The sequence below is a fragment of the Acetobacteraceae bacterium genome, assembly GCA_004843165.1.
Lineage (GTDB): Bacteria > Pseudomonadota > Alphaproteobacteria > Acetobacterales > Acetobacteraceae.
The window spans coordinates 1,407,649-1,422,500 of record CP039459.1 but is presented as its reverse complement, the minus strand read 5'-3'; the positions used below and the strand labels follow the sequence as shown (position 1 = coordinate 1,422,500).

General features: G+C 43.8%; 12 protein-coding genes (1 of these 12 running past the window's edge). 6 read left to right on the top strand and 6 right to left on the bottom strand.

All coding sequences use genetic code 11. The annotated features are described in order from the left end of the window. Nucleotides 1–1,692 carry the 5' portion of an ATP-dependent chaperone ClpB gene (gene clpB / locus FAI41_06890; protein ID QCE33341.1) on the bottom strand. It extends 918 nt beyond the left edge of the window, so the window shows 1,692 of its 2,610 coding nt (coding positions 1–1,692); it begins with the start codon at nucleotides 1,690–1,692; its stop codon lies beyond the left edge, outside the window. Nucleotides 1,693–1,871: 179 nt separating this feature from the next. On the opposite strand from clpB, the gene FAI41_06885 reads away from it, so the two are divergent. Then, on the top strand, nucleotides 1,872–3,731 hold the full coding sequence (locus tag FAI41_06885; protein QCE33340.1) for a hypothetical protein: 1,860 nt from the start codon (nucleotides 1,872–1,874) through the stop codon (nucleotides 3,729–3,731). Between the two features lie 60 nt (nucleotides 3,732–3,791). On the opposite strand, the gene FAI41_06880 is transcribed toward FAI41_06885, so the two are convergent. Continuing rightward, complete coding sequence (locus FAI41_06880; GenBank protein ID QCE33339.1) at nucleotides 3,792–4,316, bottom strand: hypothetical protein; 525 nt, start codon at nucleotides 4,314–4,316, stop codon at nucleotides 3,792–3,794. Between the two features lie 60 nt (nucleotides 4,317–4,376). Continuing rightward, nucleotides 4,377–6,212 carry a DEAD/DEAH box helicase gene (locus FAI41_06875; protein ID QCE33338.1) on the bottom strand — a complete coding sequence of 612 codons (1,836 nt, stop codon included), beginning with the start codon at nucleotides 6,210–6,212 and terminating at the stop codon, nucleotides 4,377–4,379. Between the two features lie 326 nt (nucleotides 6,213–6,538). Here FAI41_06875 and dapF point away from each other — a divergent pair, with 326 nt between their 5' ends. The 3 genes from dapF to ftsY are packed head-to-tail and all read left to right on the top strand — an operon-like array spanning nucleotide 6,539 to nucleotide 9,886. Then, nucleotides 6,539–7,411, top strand: a complete 873-nt coding sequence (dapF, locus tag FAI41_06870) for a diaminopimelate epimerase (GenBank protein ID QCE33337.1) — start codon at nucleotides 6,539–6,541, stop codon at nucleotides 7,409–7,411. A gap of 54 nt (nucleotides 7,412–7,465) precedes the next feature. Next, nucleotides 7,466–8,722, top strand: a complete 1,257-nt coding sequence (locus tag FAI41_06865) for a MiaB/RimO family radical SAM methylthiotransferase (GenBank protein ID QCE33336.1) — start codon at nucleotides 7,466–7,468, stop codon at nucleotides 8,720–8,722. Continuing rightward, nucleotides 8,723–9,886, top strand: a complete 1,164-nt coding sequence (gene ftsY, locus FAI41_06860) for a signal recognition particle-docking protein FtsY (GenBank protein ID QCE33335.1) — start codon at nucleotides 8,723–8,725, stop codon at nucleotides 9,884–9,886. It abuts the gene before it with no gap. 77 nt (nucleotides 9,887–9,963) lie between these two features. Here the strand turns inward: ftsY and FAI41_06855 are convergent, their stop codons facing one another. Continuing rightward, on the bottom strand, nucleotides 9,964–11,277 hold the full coding sequence (locus tag FAI41_06855; protein QCE33334.1) for an adenylosuccinate synthase: 1,314 nt from the start codon (nucleotides 11,275–11,277) through the stop codon (nucleotides 9,964–9,966). A gap of 92 nt (nucleotides 11,278–11,369) precedes the next feature. Then, nucleotides 11,370–12,215, bottom strand: coding sequence for a hypothetical protein (locus FAI41_06850; protein ID QCE33333.1), 846 nt, complete (start codon nucleotides 12,213–12,215; stop codon nucleotides 11,370–11,372). Nucleotides 12,216–12,421: 206 nt separating this feature from the next. On the opposite strand from FAI41_06850, the gene FAI41_06845 reads away from it, so the two are divergent. Further along, the gene (locus FAI41_06845; GenBank protein QCE33332.1) at nucleotides 12,422–13,219 is read left to right on the top strand and encodes a DUF541 domain-containing protein; all 798 of its coding nucleotides are present in this window, start codon (nucleotides 12,422–12,424) and stop codon (nucleotides 13,217–13,219) included. Between the two features lie 55 nt (nucleotides 13,220–13,274). Continuing rightward, nucleotides 13,275–13,460 carry a YqaE/Pmp3 family membrane protein gene (locus FAI41_06840; protein ID QCE33331.1) on the top strand — a complete coding sequence of 62 codons (186 nt, stop codon included), beginning with the start codon at nucleotides 13,275–13,277 and terminating at the stop codon, nucleotides 13,458–13,460. A 39-nt stretch (nucleotides 13,461–13,499) separates the two neighbouring features. On the opposite strand, the gene FAI41_06835 is transcribed toward FAI41_06840, so the two are convergent. Continuing rightward, nucleotides 13,500–14,834: a PDZ domain-containing protein gene (locus FAI41_06835; GenBank protein ID QCE33330.1), complete on the bottom strand. Its 1,335-nt coding sequence runs from the start codon at nucleotides 14,832–14,834 to the stop codon at nucleotides 13,500–13,502. Nucleotides 14,835–14,852: the final 18 nt, after the last annotated feature.

The window sequence follows — 14,852 nt, the reverse complement described above, 5'->3', positions numbered from 1 at the left end:
CTGTTTTTCGCCCTCAAGCATTTTATCGACAGGGACACCTGTCCAGCGAGAAACAATGGCGGCAACGCCTTCATTCGTGACAGCATCTAACGCAAGCCCTGAAGGTTCACCTTTTTTCTCTTCCTGTTTCTGCTTTTCCTCTGCTTCCTTAATTTTCTTTTCTAAAGAAGGGATTTCGCTATACATTAACTCAGAAGCTTTTTGAAAATTACCTTCTCGTTGCGCTTTTTCAACTTCGGAACGTGCATGATCTAGCTTTTCTTTTAAATTACGCACGTCTTCAACACGGTCTTTTTCCGTTTTCCAAGCAGCTGTTAAGCTGTTGGATTTTTCTTCAATCTCGGCAAGCTCAGCCTCAAGCTTCGCCAAGCGGTCTTTTGAAGCAGGGTCCGTTTCCTTACGGATTGCCTCACGTTCAATCTTTAACTGCATGATACGGCGATCAAGCTCATCAATCGCTTCGGGCTTGCTATCCAACTGCATTCGCAAACGACTTCCGGCCTCATCAATCAAATCAATCGCTTTATCTGGCAAGAAACGATCTGTCACATAGCGGTTGGAAAGGATTGCCGCCGCCACCAAGGCACTATCTGTAATCGGCACTCCGTGATGCAATTCGTACTTTTCTTTAATCCCACGAAGGATCGAAATGGTGTCCTCAACGGTCGGCTCATTCACAATGACCGCCTGAAAACGACGAGCCAAGGCCGCATCTTTTTCAATATATTTCTTATATTCATCAAGCGTCGTTGCACCGATACATTGCAAGACACCACGGGCCAGTTCCGGTTTAATCAGATTGGCTGCGTCCATTGCGCCATCTGTTTTTCCTGCCCCAACCAACGTATGCAACTCATCAATAAAGAGAATAATTTCTCCTTGGGCCTCTTCGACTTCTTTTAAAACCGCCTTAAGGCGCTCTTCAAATTCGCCACGATATTTTGCACCGGCAACCATTGCGCCCAAATCAAGCGCAAGTAATTTCTTATCTCGCAATGCTTCTGGCACATCACCATTTATAATACGAATGGCAAGCCCTTCGACAATCGCCGTTTTACCAACCCCCGGCTCTCCAATGAGAACAGGATTGTTTTTGGTACGACGTGCCAAAACCTGCATGGCTCTGCGGACTTCTTCATCACGGCCGATTACAGGGTCCATTTTTCCCTCACGGGCGAGAGAAGTTAAATCTCTTGCGTATTTTTTCAGCGCATCAAAATTACTTTCGGCACTGGCGCTATCGACTTTACGGCCTTTACGGATCGTTTCCATTGCCGCCTTGAGGGCTTTAGCGCTTGCGCCCCCCTTCACCAAGGCTTCGCCGGCAGGCGTTTTACTCTCGGCAAGGGTAATTAAAAGCTGATCTTGAGCAACAAAAGAATCTCCATTTGCCGCTGCGTCCTGTTCTGCCTTATCTAAAAGGCGCATGAAATCAGGTTTTGCCTGTGGCTGACCTGCGCCGCTCCCCTTAACCTGTGCAATTTTAGCGAGAGCTTCGTCATTTAAACGACGAACGGTTGCGGGATCTCCGCCAGCAGCGGAAATAAGGGAGGAGGCCGCCCCCTGCTTATCATCGAGCATGGCTTTGAGGAGATGTTCTGTTGTCAGTTCCGGATGATACTCTCTCAAAGCGATCGTTTGGGCAGCTTGGAGGAAACCTTGGCTTCTTTCTGTAAATTTTTGGGGGTCCATAGATCTTCACTCCTTTAAAAGAAAGCGTTTTATCTTTCTAAAAGAACGCTTCTGTAATTCTTGAGATAGATATCATTTTGGACATTTTTTTAGGATTTCAATAGGGGAACGCTTAAAATCATACCGAAGCGAAATTATATGAAAATGACCTTAAGTTTTGACAAATAGCGATGGGATAAATGGCGTTAGAAAATATCAAGCAGGAAATTGAAACTTTTATTAAATCCCCCATCCCTCAGGTCTTAGCTTTAAGCGGCGCATGGGGAGCTGGCAAAACCTTTATTTGGAAAGAATGCGTTAAAGAGAATAGAGACTGTAAAGCCTTTCAACGATATAGGTACGTCTATACTTCCGCCTCTAACTGCCAAAATATCAATGAGTTAAAAAGTGCTATTTTAGCTTTATCCGGCTGGTATAAAACAAAAGATTTTATTCCAAGTCTTTCTATTAAAGGCTTTTCTGTAAGTGATATTGTAAAATCTAGCTTAGGCGCTTTAGCAGAAAGAATAACTCAAAACTCTCTTATCTGTATTGATGACATTGAGCGAGCCTCAGACAATATAAACCCCTATGAAATTTTACATTATGCCAGTTATTTGAGAGATGAAGGTAATTGTAAGATCATCTTACTTCTCAATGAAAATCAAATTGAAGAAGGAAAAGAAAAATTCACGCAAGCCTTAGAAAAAGGTACAAATCAGTTTTTAAGGCTGAATCTTACAGCAGAAGAAGCAGGTGAGATTTGGAAAAAAATGATTGAAGAAAACAAATCAGACTTTCCTAAAAATTGGATTGAGCCTTTTTTAAAAATCACAACAGAACTGGGGATGTGTAACATTCGAGTTTTAGAGCATCTAGCCACCGCTTTAAAACGTTGGTCTCCAATTTTAGCAGAATGTGATGAAAGCTCTATCGGATATAAAGAGCTTCTGGAGCAAATTATTCTCGGCACAATCCTTACAGGCTGGGGGCATTTTGAACCAGAATTATGCTTAACTTGGGAAGATATAAGAAAACGACGCTTTTTAGAAGAGGTCCGTAAAAGCCATAAAATAAATTCTAAAGATCTCTCTGAAGATAGTTACATCGAAAAAAAGCTCAATCTCCGAAATCCTCATGCAAGACGGATAATTAATGTTACGGAAGAGGATAGAAAACGTAATTACTCCCAAATGCAAGATAAGAGCTATCATAAAATAAAAAGTATTATGATAGAAAAAAAGAATTGCCTCTTCTCTCAACACCTTATTCTGACAGAACAGCAACCAAACTTTTTTCCAGAATGTTTTTTAAATATCAAAAATGGTTATTTATCTAACGTAGAGCAAAAAATACAGGATTTTATTGTTAATACCGAAAAACGACATGAACAAGAGCGCATTGAGAACCTATTCAGCATTCCACAATCTCTTATGTTTCGTAGTGCCGGCGATACCACTGATGAACTTAAAGAGGCTTTAAAAACAGTTTTTGAAGAAAATCCTGCGAATATTAATCTTTTGACAGCAGCCCAATTTATTAATTTTTCACAGTCTATAAAGATAGAAAAAACAATAATAAATAATTTTATTCAGGAATGGACAGCAGCTCTTCCAAATATGCCAGACAATTTCTTTAATCTCCCTAATAATTTTGGAAATGATCGTTGTCCTGATGACAAATTAAATTGGGTGGATAAAAGACTTTTAGAGCCTTGGAAGAATGAAAAAGACAAGCGTCCAAACACTTTTATAAAACCTTATACAGAAGATGCTTTTATAAAAAGCCTTAAAGAAGGATATGTAAATCCTGAACATTCAATCAAAATAAGCAAAGAAAAATGGGAAACAATTTTTAAAAATAAAATAGAACCTTTTTATTATAAAGAGGTTCTGAAAACCGTTTTTTACCATAAAAATTCACATTCAGAACTTTTTCAATCTCTCAAAAAAGCTGTTCAAGAATTGTGTCAAATTCCACTTTATCGATTTCGTTTCCAAACGATATTGGGAGAAATGCCTGATATCCTTGAAGCCTATGAGATTCAAAAAAATCATTGAAAGAATTTTAATTAGAATTATTAAGCACAAAAAAAAGCCAGCGAAATACTGGCTTTTTTATTAGCTCTCACCCACTTTAAACGTGAGGGAAGCAGGATCTACACCGAGGAGGGCGAGGGATTTTTCCCATTTCCCTTTTGGGTCGGGATCAAAAAGAATCTGTTTATTCGCTTTTGCGATAAACCATGCATCATGGTGAATGATTTCTGATTCCAACTGGCCTGCTTCCCAAGAAGCATGACCAAGGAGCATCAGCGCCTCTTCCGGCCCGCCCCCATGTGCCAATTCCTGCAAAATCGGCAAGGTGCTTGTCACCGCTGCCAGATCACCCGCCAACATTGTTTCATCATAGGTGCGCTCTGGAGAATGAAGGACAAAACCTCGACTGGAATCAACCGGGCCGCCCATTCCTAAGAAAAGCTGACGGCGAGGCGGATTGGGGGAAACGTCCAATTGATTAAAAAGCATTTCAATTGTTGGATCACGAAGCACACGATTGATAATAACACCCATCGCGCCCTCTTCTTTAGAATGCGCACAAACATAAACAACTGTTTGTGCAAATTCCGTTTCCATCAACCCCATATTTGCAATAAGGAAATGTCCAGCTAAATTTTCTACTGAAAGAAAAATCTATCTATCTCCTTATTTTTTAGGACGCTTACGTCCCTCTGAACGTCCGGCAAAAGGTTTCCCGGTTTTCTTACCGAAACCGCCGCCTTTACCGCCCTTGCGTGGTGCACCTGGTTTGCCGCCACGACCACCACCGGCACCGCCGCCATTGCCACGGCCTCGGCTACGGTTAAAACCTGCATCCTGAGGTGGTGGCGCAGAAGGTTCTATTGAAGGCTGATCGTTACCGGCCCCTGCGATTTCAAGGGTAAATTGGTGGACACGGGCATCTGCAATTTGGAAAAGTGTATGATCTGGCAGAATACGAATATCACCAATATCACGTTTTTGGACATTTCCAAGCTTACAGATCAAAGGCACAAGCCATTTTGGATCTGCGCCCTCTTTGCGTCCCAATCCCATGCGGAACCAAGCACCTTTCATTTCACGTGGTGATGGTCCTGTTGGGGAAACCGGTGCAATATTTTCCGGCGCAGGAAGACCTGCAAGGTAAAATTCAACCAAAGCCGCTGCTAATTGTTTTGCGTCATATGTTTCGACAAGCTTCGAAATCAGGGCTTGGTCACCCGTATTTTCTGAGCCTTCAACTTCTGCTTTTGCGGCCTGTTTTAAAAGCGTGTTTTCCATTAATTTCTGGCCATCACGCTCAGTAATCATGCTGATTGTTGGAACGGCTTCCCATTCAGCTTTAATTTGCGCCTGATTGAGCAGACGTTCTGCCCGGCGGCGCTGATTAACAGGCACAAGAAGAACACTGGTACCCTTACGTCCGGCACGGCCAGTACGGCCTGAGCGATGGAGAAGGCTTTCCGAAGAGCCGGGCAATGTCACATGAACGACGAGTTCAAGGGCACGAATATCAATTCCACGTGCTGCGACATCGGTTGCAACACAAACTCTGGCATGACCAGAACGCAGGCTTTCAATCGCTCTGCTCCGCTCGTTCTGTCCCATTTCCCCGGAAATCGCAACGGAGGAGAATCCACGATCCATCAAATAGGTTTGAACTTCTTTCACCATCATTCTGGTATTACAGAAGACCATTGCTGTTGGAGATTCGTAATAACGAAGGACATTAACCAAAGAGGCTTCAAGCTCTTTTGGCGGTGTCACAACGGCTCTATATTCAATATCCGCATGTTGCTTTTGGTTAGAGGCCACATCAATACGCACAGAATCTTTCTGGAAGCGTTTAGCCAATGTGACAATTTCTTTTGCAATCGTTGCCGAGAAAAGAAGCGTACGATGCTGTTCAGGAAGAGAATCCAAAAGCTTTTCAAGCTCTTCACGGAATCCCATATCCAGCATTTCATCCGCCTCATCCAAGACGGCGACACGCACTTTAGAAAGTTTCAAATTACGGCGTGATAAATGATCGCAAAGACGCCCCGGTGTACCAACAACGATATGCGCACCACGTTCAAGTGTGCGAGCCTCACGGCGGGCATCGGTTCCACCGATACAGCAGGCGATTTCCGCACCTGCCTCTGCATAGAGCCATTCAAGCTCTTTTTGAACCTGTTGGGCTAATTCTCTTGTTGGTGCGACAACAAGGGCCAAAGGCGCTGAAGCTTTTGGAAGTTTTTTCTCACTCCCCAAAAGATCCTGAGCAAATGCCATCCCGAACGCAACCGTTTTACCGGAACCCGTACGGGCAGAAACAAGAAGATCCTTATCCTGCAAAGCTGGATCAAAGATTGCCTGCTGGACTTGTGTTGGGGTTGTATAGCCCTGGCCTTCTAAAGCTTTGGTAAGGGCAGGAAAAGTATCTGGGAAAGAAGGAGCAACTTTAAGATCAGCCGCTTTGTTTTGTGTTTGTTCAGCAGATTGCGAAACAGTATCAGTCATATATTTTTCAAACTCGTTCAATAAAGAATCCTAAAACAGCCGCACAGGACAACTTTTCGAGCGTCGTGCCGCTTTTCTAGGAGAAATCGGATTCATTGGAGCGAAAATAAAGCTAAATATCTAAAAGCAACCGCCCTCTTCCATTATATTTGGAAGAAAGCATTCCTAAGAAAACCGCTGGCTAAGCCCCTTAATTACAATCCTTAATTTTAAAAAAAATCTTATTTTTATGGGAGTATATAGTATTCTATAAAAAAAATCAGCCTAATAATCTTCATTAGGCGCTTTCTTTTATCTCCCACCCCCGATGGAAAGTAAGATTATTGATGAATATGCAGGAATTTCACTTTGTAAAAATGGAAGGCCTCGGAAATGATTTCGTTCTTTTTGACGGACGTGCCCTCCCCCCATCGCAGGTGGCGTTTCTAACCCAAAAAGAAGCGCTAAGACAGATTGCAGATCGGCGTTTTGGCATCGGATGCGATCAAATTATTCTTTTGCTCAACAATTCTAACAGTGTCAGCCCAAATTTTATCCGCTTCTTTAACCAAGATGGCAGCGAAGCCGGTGCTTGTGGCAATGGCTCTCGCTGTATTTTACGCTATTTGGATCAAAAGGGCGAAAAAACGCTTTCCTTCGAAAGCAGTGAAGGTCTCATTACAGGAGAAGTTACGCCTGAAAATGTCACTGTCCTTCTGCCTGCACCAATTTTTACTCCTGCAAAAATTCCCATGCGCCCCTTAAGCGCAAAAGAAGAGATTTTTGAAGATGTGATAACGAAAACATGGCAGAAATCTGCCGCCTGTTCCATTGGGAACCCCCACGCAACCTTATTTTTTGAAAATTCTCACCTGCCTGAAAAAGAACGGGATCGACTTGGCGGCCAACTGGAAACACATTCGGATTTTCCACAAAGGGTCAATGTCGGTTTTGCAACGGTAACAACGCCGCAACAGCTTACACTTTTTGTCTGGGAAAGAGGTGTCGGACCAACGCTTGCTTGCGGTACTGGAGCATGTGCCGCAGCCATCAATGCCATCCACCTTCATCTTGCGCATTCGCCTCTTGAGGTTCGTATGGCCGGCGGCAGCGTCCATATCGCATGGGAAGGAAGTGAAAAAGACCCTGTTTCTCTCTCAGGCCCGGCGAATTATTGTTTTGAGGGACGTATTCATATCCCTTCCTTTACAAGTGATTAAAACTGCTTGATAAATTCCCTTATTTTACTTTGATTTTTAACGGTTAAAACTGCTTTGACTTCCTCCACCTCCTCCAATAACCGTGTACAGCACCTGACCTTTGGCTGCCGTCTGAACTTTTTAGAAAGTGAGACGATGGAAAATCTCGCCTCTCAAACAAAAGGGGAGGAAAAGCTGCTGATTGTGAATAGTTGCGCCGTAACGGCTGAGGCAGAGCGGCAGGCTCGGCAGGCAATCCGAAAAGCCCATAAAGAAAATCCCTCATTAAAAATCATTCTGACAGGCTGTGCCAGTGAACGAAATCCTGAGCAATGGAAAGATTTACCGGGCATTTCTAAAATTGTTTCAAATATTAAAAAGCTTTCCCCTCAAGAATGGGGATTGACGGAAACGCAATCCTATCCTGCACCGCAAAGCCGGCGGACAAGAGCACTCCTTCAAATTCAGCAAGGCTGTGATCATTCCTGCACCTTCTGTGTTATCCCTCAAGGAAGAGGCAAAGCACGCTCGCTTTCCAAAGCGGAAATCATCGCACAAACAGGCATCTTGCTCGAAGCTGGTCATAAAGAAATTGTCATTACAGGGGTTGATATTGCCTCTTGGAAAGAGGGAAATGAACGTCTTGGACAATTATGCCACGCTATCTTAAAGGCTTATCCGCATTTATCCCGTTTGCGCCTCTCTTCCATTGATCCTGAACTTCTTTCCCCTAAATCAGCAGATCCGTATCTTTGGGATTTAATTGAGCATGAAGAGCGTTTCGTTCCCTATCTGCATCTCTCTTTACAGGCTGGATCAAATCTTATTCTCAAACGAATGAAACGCCGTCATTCCAAAGAGGATGTGAGCTATATTATCGAACGTACCCGTCATGCACGTCCTCATTTTGCGATTGGGGCCGATTTGATTGCCGGTTTTCCAACCGAAACAGATGAATTGTTTGAAGAGACATTCACTTCTCTTTCAGCGTGGAAAATCCCTTTTATGCATGTTTTCCCCTATAGTGAGCGTCCCAATACGCCTGCGGCAAAAATGCCTTCTGTTCCCAAAAAAACACGTCAGGAACGGGCAAAGGAAGTACGTCTTTTAGGACAAAAGCACTGCCACGAATTTCTTATGCAATTTGTTGGGCAAGAAGTTTCTGTCTTATTTGAAACGGAAGAAAAAGGCATGTTACCTGCTTTTGCACGCTTCCGTTTAGAACCTGAAACGGCACGTAAAGGGATTCCCGGAGAAATTCTTCAAGCAAAGATTACCAGAGCCACAGAAAACGAAATTTTTGGCCATCTCGTCTTACAGGAAATGAATTAAATGTCTTCTTTCTTTCATAAAATTAAAAAAGGGCTGTCCCGCAGTACCCATAAATTCACAGAAATTCTTTCTGGAACCAAAATTGATGATGAAACCCTCGAAGCACTCGAAGATGAGCTTATCGCAGCAGATTTAGGCCCTGAAACCGCAGCGCTTGCGATTAAACATTTCCGTGCGGTTGCCCCAGCAGGCGCAGAAATTACACCAGAGCAACTCAAAGAAAGCTTAGCCAGCGTTCTAGAGGAAACCCTTAAGCCTGTCGAAGTCCCTTTTATTTTACAAGAAGATAAAAAACCGCATGTCGTTTTGATGGTTGGCGTAAACGGTACGGGCAAGACCACAACCTCTGGAAAATTAGCAGCGCAATTCGCCCTTTCCGGCAAAAAAGTTTTCTTAGCTGCCGGCGATACTTTTCGAGCTGCCGCTGTCGAGCAATTGCAGACATGGGGCGACCGTGCAAAAGTGCCTGTGATTACAGGAAAAATGGGTGGTGATGCGGCCTCTGTCGCTTATGATGCGTTAGATCAAGCCATCAAAGCCCAAGCCGACCTTCTCATCATTGATACCGCGGGCCGTTTACATAATAAAAATACCTTGATGGAAGAGCTGGCAAAAATGATTCGTGTCATTAAGAAGCTTGATCCAGAAGCGCCTCATTCCGTCCTGCTCACGCTGGATGCCGTCACGGGACAAAATGCTCTCGATCAAGTGAGAATTTTTCGTGAGCTTGTACAGATAACAGGGTTAATTATTACAAAACTTGACGGGACAGCCCGGGGCGGAATTGTTGCCGCACTCGCATCCGGCGAAGCGCCCCTCCCTGTTCACTTTGTCGGATTTGGCGAAAAACTTGAAGATTTACGTCCTTTTAAGGCCGAACTTTATGCAAAAGGTCTCGTTGGCCTTGGAGAATCTTCAGAAGAAATTTCTGAGCCGGAAAAATCCGAAAATGACCTGAAAATTGCTGAAGAAAAAGCATTTCTTACACAGGAGAAATCGGAAATAATCAAAGCAACAGAAGAAGAGAAAATAGAATCTCTAGCACCGGTAGAAACCGCAGAGGAAAAATCAGAGGAAAGCAACCCTTCCACCGCTGAAGAAGACGAAAAAAAGAAAGAAGAAGCACCTCAGAAAAAAGGCTTTTTCCGCTCTTTATTTAAATAAATATTCTGGAAAGAATAGAAACAAAAAACGCCGACTTCCCATAAGGAATCGGCGTTTTTCATACATGAGCAGAATAATCAGCCTAAAAGTTTAGCAAAACCGTCTGCAAAAATAATCTCGTTACGTTCCGGCCCTGTAGAAACACAAGCGATTTTTGTGCCTGTGAGTTCTTCAAGACGTGCAAGGTAACGACGGGCTTTCTCAGGCAAATTAGCCCATTCGGTAATACCCTTGGTGCTTTCCTGCCAGCCTTCATGATATTCGTAAACGGGCTTTAATCTTTCCTGATCCTTCATCCCTGAAGGTAGCGTATCCAAACGCTTGCCATCTAATTCATAACCGATAGCAATAGCGATTTCAGGTAGCTCATCTAAAATATCAAGCTTTGTCAGCGCAATCACATCCGCCCCACCTGCACGCACCGCATAGCGCATCATCACAGCATCAAACCAACCGCAACGACGTGGACGCCCTGTGACGGTGCCAAATTCATGACCACGCTCTGCAATGATCTCGCCTGTTTTATCAAATAATTCTGTTGGGAAAGGGCCTGAGCCAACACGGGTTGTATAAGCTTTTGCAACCCCGACAACGAAACCTGATGCTTTTGCCCCAAGACCCGCTCCTGTACCGACATTAGAGGAAACAGTGTTTGAACTGGTCACAAAAGGATAGGTGCCGTGATCGACATCCAGCATAACCGCCTGTGCACCTTCAAAAAGCAGACTGCGCCCTTCCTCTATCATTTTTGCCAACAATTCGCCTGTTTGTTTTGCAAAAGGAAGAACTTTAGGTGCAATTTCTGCAATAAATTCTAAAATTTCTTCTTTCGTAAAAGTCTCTGCGCCCAAACCTTTGAGCAAGGCATTATGATGAAAAAGAAGATCGTCTAATTTCTCATTCACCGTTTCAGGATCGAAAAGATCTGCAAGACGCAAAGCACGACGCCCAACCTTATCCTCATAGGCAGGACCAATACCACGCCCAGTCGTTCCGATTTTATTATTACCCTTCGCAATTTCTTTGGCACGGTCAATCGCACCATGAAAAGGCAAAATCAAAGGGGCTGTTTCTGAAATCCAAAGATTATCCGGCGTAATTTTCACCCCTTGGGCTTCAATCCGTGCAATTTCTTCTAAAAGTGCCTTTGGATCCACCACAACGCCATTGCCAATGACACTCACTTTTCCTTGAACAATGCCAGAAGGCAAAAGAGAAAGCTTATAAATTTTATCGCCGACAACCAATGTATGGCCTGCATTATGCCCACCTTGGAACCGAATTACAGCATCTGCACGATCTGCAACCCAATCAACAATTTTTCCTTTTCCCTCATCTCCCCACTGCAACCCAATAACGGTGATGTTTTTAGAGGAAAGTGGCTTAGACATAAAATAATCTTTCTAGAATTTTAAAAATTTAAAGTTTTACAGAGAGAGAAAAAAACTAGCATAATTCACTCTTTCTTCAAATAAACGGAAGTTCAGGACTCTTTAAATTCCGGAATTGTCCAGTGATCGGCGCTGGGACTGCAATAAGAGGCTTTTGGGAAATCATCACAATATAATTTCTGTAATAATTCCTCATGCTGACCCGAAATAATATTAAGCTCCATTCCCATTGGCACATCACCGCAACGTTCTGACAATTTAACGGCTGGCAGAAAAATCAATTTCATCTGGTTCGCTGTTGTCGCATAATGGGCGAGTGGCATTGTATAGGAACATAAAGAGCTGCGCTTGACAAAAACCTCTCCTTTTGAGGTAAGGAAAATATTTGTCAAACCATTTTGGTTCACATGCGCTTTGCCTGTTGTGCCCTCATCCGTAAAAATAGCATTGAGTGCTTCAAGAGAAGTTATTTCTCTATCTTTGGTATTTCCCTCACGCCCTGATTCAAAAGCATCAATAGATAAAGAGGCAACATCACTCATCCGATGACTTAAACCGCCTTTGAGGATAAAACGAACTTGTAAATAGTAAGACTGCCAGCCCGGTTGCGATCCTTCGGGCGCTTTCCAACTTACCTGAGGATAAACAACCAAAGAATAATCCGACTGATTGGGAGAATCTTTTTGCGCCTCAATCTGCTTTGCCTGATTTTCCAAAGTCTCTTTTGTTAAAGACTGCGGATTCTCTTTTGACCCATCTTCCTGATTTTTTGGAGATACGGGGGCAGAAATTTGCTCAAGCTCTGCATTCCCCTTACCCGGTAACGGGCTAGGATCAGCTTTCGGATTGGCCTGTGCCATTGCATAATGTGCAGAAAGGCAAACAGCGGCAGCAGTTAGCGCTGAAACATAAAATGATGCCTGTCTTATCTCTTTCATTTCTTTACCCTTTAGCTGTCTTGATACGATTTTTATCCTCGGAATCAGCTTCTTTTCTTTTGTCTGATTAAAGTCAAGACTTCAAGTTTTCTTTTTGGCAAACGATCTTTCCGGATATTTTCCCAGCCCTAGCCTTGAAGGTAAAGGAAAAGATAGTTAGGAAAAATTGAGAAAAATAGATTTCTTACCCTTTTGGAGTATTCTAGATGTCTTCCTATAAAAAACGCTACCTCTCTTTTTCAGGCCTCTGTGCGCTCTCTGCTGCAGTTGCTTTTTGCTCTCCTCTGAAAAGTTATGCCACGCTTTCTCATTCAGGCAATTTAGAAATTTCTAAAGGGACAAAAGAAACACGCCTTTCTTTCCATACAGAGGCGCAACTTCATGTTCAGCCCAACCTGCTTATTTTACACCTAAGAGCAGAACATTCTGCCTCAACACCTGCAAAAGCCCAGGCCGAGCTCAACCAAATTATTTCACACGCTCTCAGCAGTGCCAATCAGGGACATCAAAATATTGCCAGCCTTGAGGTTCAAACAGATGATTATTCTGTCAACCAAACAGGGTCTGAATCTAAATCCTCCGCTTGGAGCGCCAGCCAAGATATTCTTCTTAAAGCACCAATCCGTGCAGACAAGCCAAAGCAGGCAGAAGAGCTTTTACACATCGGTGGAGAGTTGCAAAAACTTGGTCTAAGCCTCAATGAAATTGAATGGACATTGGATGAGGCCACCAAAAAAGCGACAACAGACCGTGCTATTCACAATGCGCTTGCCTCTGTTATTCCTGAAGCAGAAAACGCTGCAAAACCTCTAGGATTAAAATTTATCTCCCTTGATTCCGTAAGTATTGACCAACCTTATTTTCAAGGACCGGCACCACGTGCCATGCTCATGAGTGCATCAAACCGTATGGCAGAGAAAATGCCGCCGCAGTCCAGTGCCCATGAGCTAAAAATTTCTGCAACAGCCAATGTTGTTGCGATTTTAGGCCAAACAAAACACTAAATAAATAAGGTGGAGATTCTAAATCTCCACCCCTTCTCTTAAATGGAACATTATCATGCGCTTTCTCATTGCACTTCTTATCCCTTGGCTTTCTTTTTTTACGATTGGTCGGCCTTTATCGGGTCTCTTTTGCCTCGTTCTACAAGTCACATTAATTGGCTGGCTTCCTGCTGCAATCTGGGCTGTTTATGCCCTCAGCCAATATGATACAGATCAAAAAATCAAAAATGCAGGGCGCTGATTTAGCATAATCAAAGAGAATAAAAATCTCTTTAAATTTTTACCCTGAATACATTGTCGTGGGGGCGGTATTGCCGTCCCCAACAGCCATATTATTTACCGCTAACGATTGTGCAACAATATCCTCTGGCGAAGCGCCGCCAAGACGTACAGGAATGCGTTTTTGCTCTCCATCCCGACGAATCGTGAAAGCAAACACACTGCCCGGCTCAGAGACACCGATACTTCTAAATAAAGCACGTGAACTCTGAACACTTACCCCATCAAGCTGCAATAATTGATCTCCGGCCCGTAAGCCGGCTTTCCAAGCAGGGCCGTTATAATCAACCTTGATAATTCTTAAAGGGGTGGTGGAATCCTCTATTGTCACCCCAATCCAGCCATGATCCACATGCCCTGTTTTTAGAATCTGCTTCACAACAGGTTGCACCAATTCACTGGGCACCCCAAAACCGATCCCGACCGACCCCTCACCCGGCGTTGCAATGGCGGCATTGACGGCGATGACCTCTCCACGGATATTAAAAGCAGGCCCTCCTGAATTTCCGGGGTTAATCGGAGCATCAATTTGAATATAATTATCCAAAGCCCCTAGACCGAGGTCACGTCCAATGGCAGAAATAATGCCCGCAGTGACAGAAGATCCAAAACCAAAAGGGTTTCCGGCTGCCAAAACCCAATCTCCAATATCAACAAGAGCGCTATTTCCCCATTTTACCGAAGGAAGCGGAAATGTACTCTCAATCTTTAAGACAGCAATGTCGGTTAAGGGATCACTCCCTAGCAATTTACCGGGCAGAACGTGGCCATCTGCCAGTGCCACCACCACATGATGTCCATCCCCAATCACATGGGCATTTGTGACAATCACACCAGAAGAATCAATAATAAACCCTGAACCCATGCCACTATCATCATCCGAGGTGTTTTTTGCAGGATGCGTCGAAGATAATTCTGATGCACTTACCGCATTCTCTTCAAGATTTTCTCCCTCCTCCTCAACATTTTGTTCTTCGGAAGGAAGTTCATCCGGCGGTGAAATCACAGAAATATTGACGACTGCGGGAATGACCTTATGCACGAGTGGAGCAAAGCTAAAAGGGCGTGCCAAAGAGAGCGATGGTTCCCCAATACGAGGATAATAAGGTTTATTTGACACCTGCCCAGCGCTTGATTGCACGGTACTGACCAAAGGTTCAGAAACAGGCGTTGGCATTATACGGTGGACATAAGTAAAACCACCCTGTCCCGTATGCCGATACCGTGCCATCGCAAAAAAAAATGTTGCGCTGACCAAAGTCCCTGCAAGGGCTCCGCCAACAAGCCCTGCCAATGTGAAGATAAGAAATGGAGAAAATCGACGCGAATGAACCATAAGCTAAATCTAAACGGA

What these genes read in the sequence shown, in the direction of transcription:
- FAI41_06885 (QCE33340.1), top strand. Translation starts at nt 1,872, where the DNA reads ATGGCGTTAGAAAATATCAAGCAGGAAATTGAAACTTTTATTAAATCC.
- FAI41_06880 (QCE33339.1), bottom strand. Translation starts at nt 4,316, where the DNA reads ATGGGGTTGATGGAAACGGAATTTGCACAAACAGTTGTTTATGTTTGT.
- FAI41_06875 (QCE33338.1), bottom strand. Translation starts at nt 6,212, where the DNA reads ATGACTGATACTGTTTCGCAATCTGCTGAACAAACACAAAACAAAGCG.
- dapF (QCE33337.1), top strand. Translation starts at nt 6,539, where the DNA reads ATGAATATGCAGGAATTTCACTTTGTAAAAATGGAAGGCCTCGGAAAT.
- ftsY (QCE33335.1), top strand. Translation starts at nt 8,723, where the DNA reads ATGTCTTCTTTCTTTCATAAAATTAAAAAAGGGCTGTCCCGCAGTACC.
- FAI41_06855 (QCE33334.1), bottom strand. Translation starts at nt 11,277, where the DNA reads ATGTCTAAGCCACTTTCCTCTAAAAACATCACCGTTATTGGGTTGCAG.
- FAI41_06850 (QCE33333.1), bottom strand. Translation starts at nt 12,215, where the DNA reads ATGAAAGAGATAAGACAGGCATCATTTTATGTTTCAGCGCTAACTGCT.
- FAI41_06845 (QCE33332.1), top strand. Translation starts at nt 12,422, where the DNA reads ATGTCTTCCTATAAAAAACGCTACCTCTCTTTTTCAGGCCTCTGTGCG.
- FAI41_06840 (QCE33331.1), top strand. Translation starts at nt 13,275, where the DNA reads ATGCGCTTTCTCATTGCACTTCTTATCCCTTGGCTTTCTTTTTTTACG.
- FAI41_06835 (QCE33330.1), bottom strand. Translation starts at nt 14,834, where the DNA reads ATGGTTCATTCGCGTCGATTTTCTCCATTTCTTATCTTCACATTGGCA.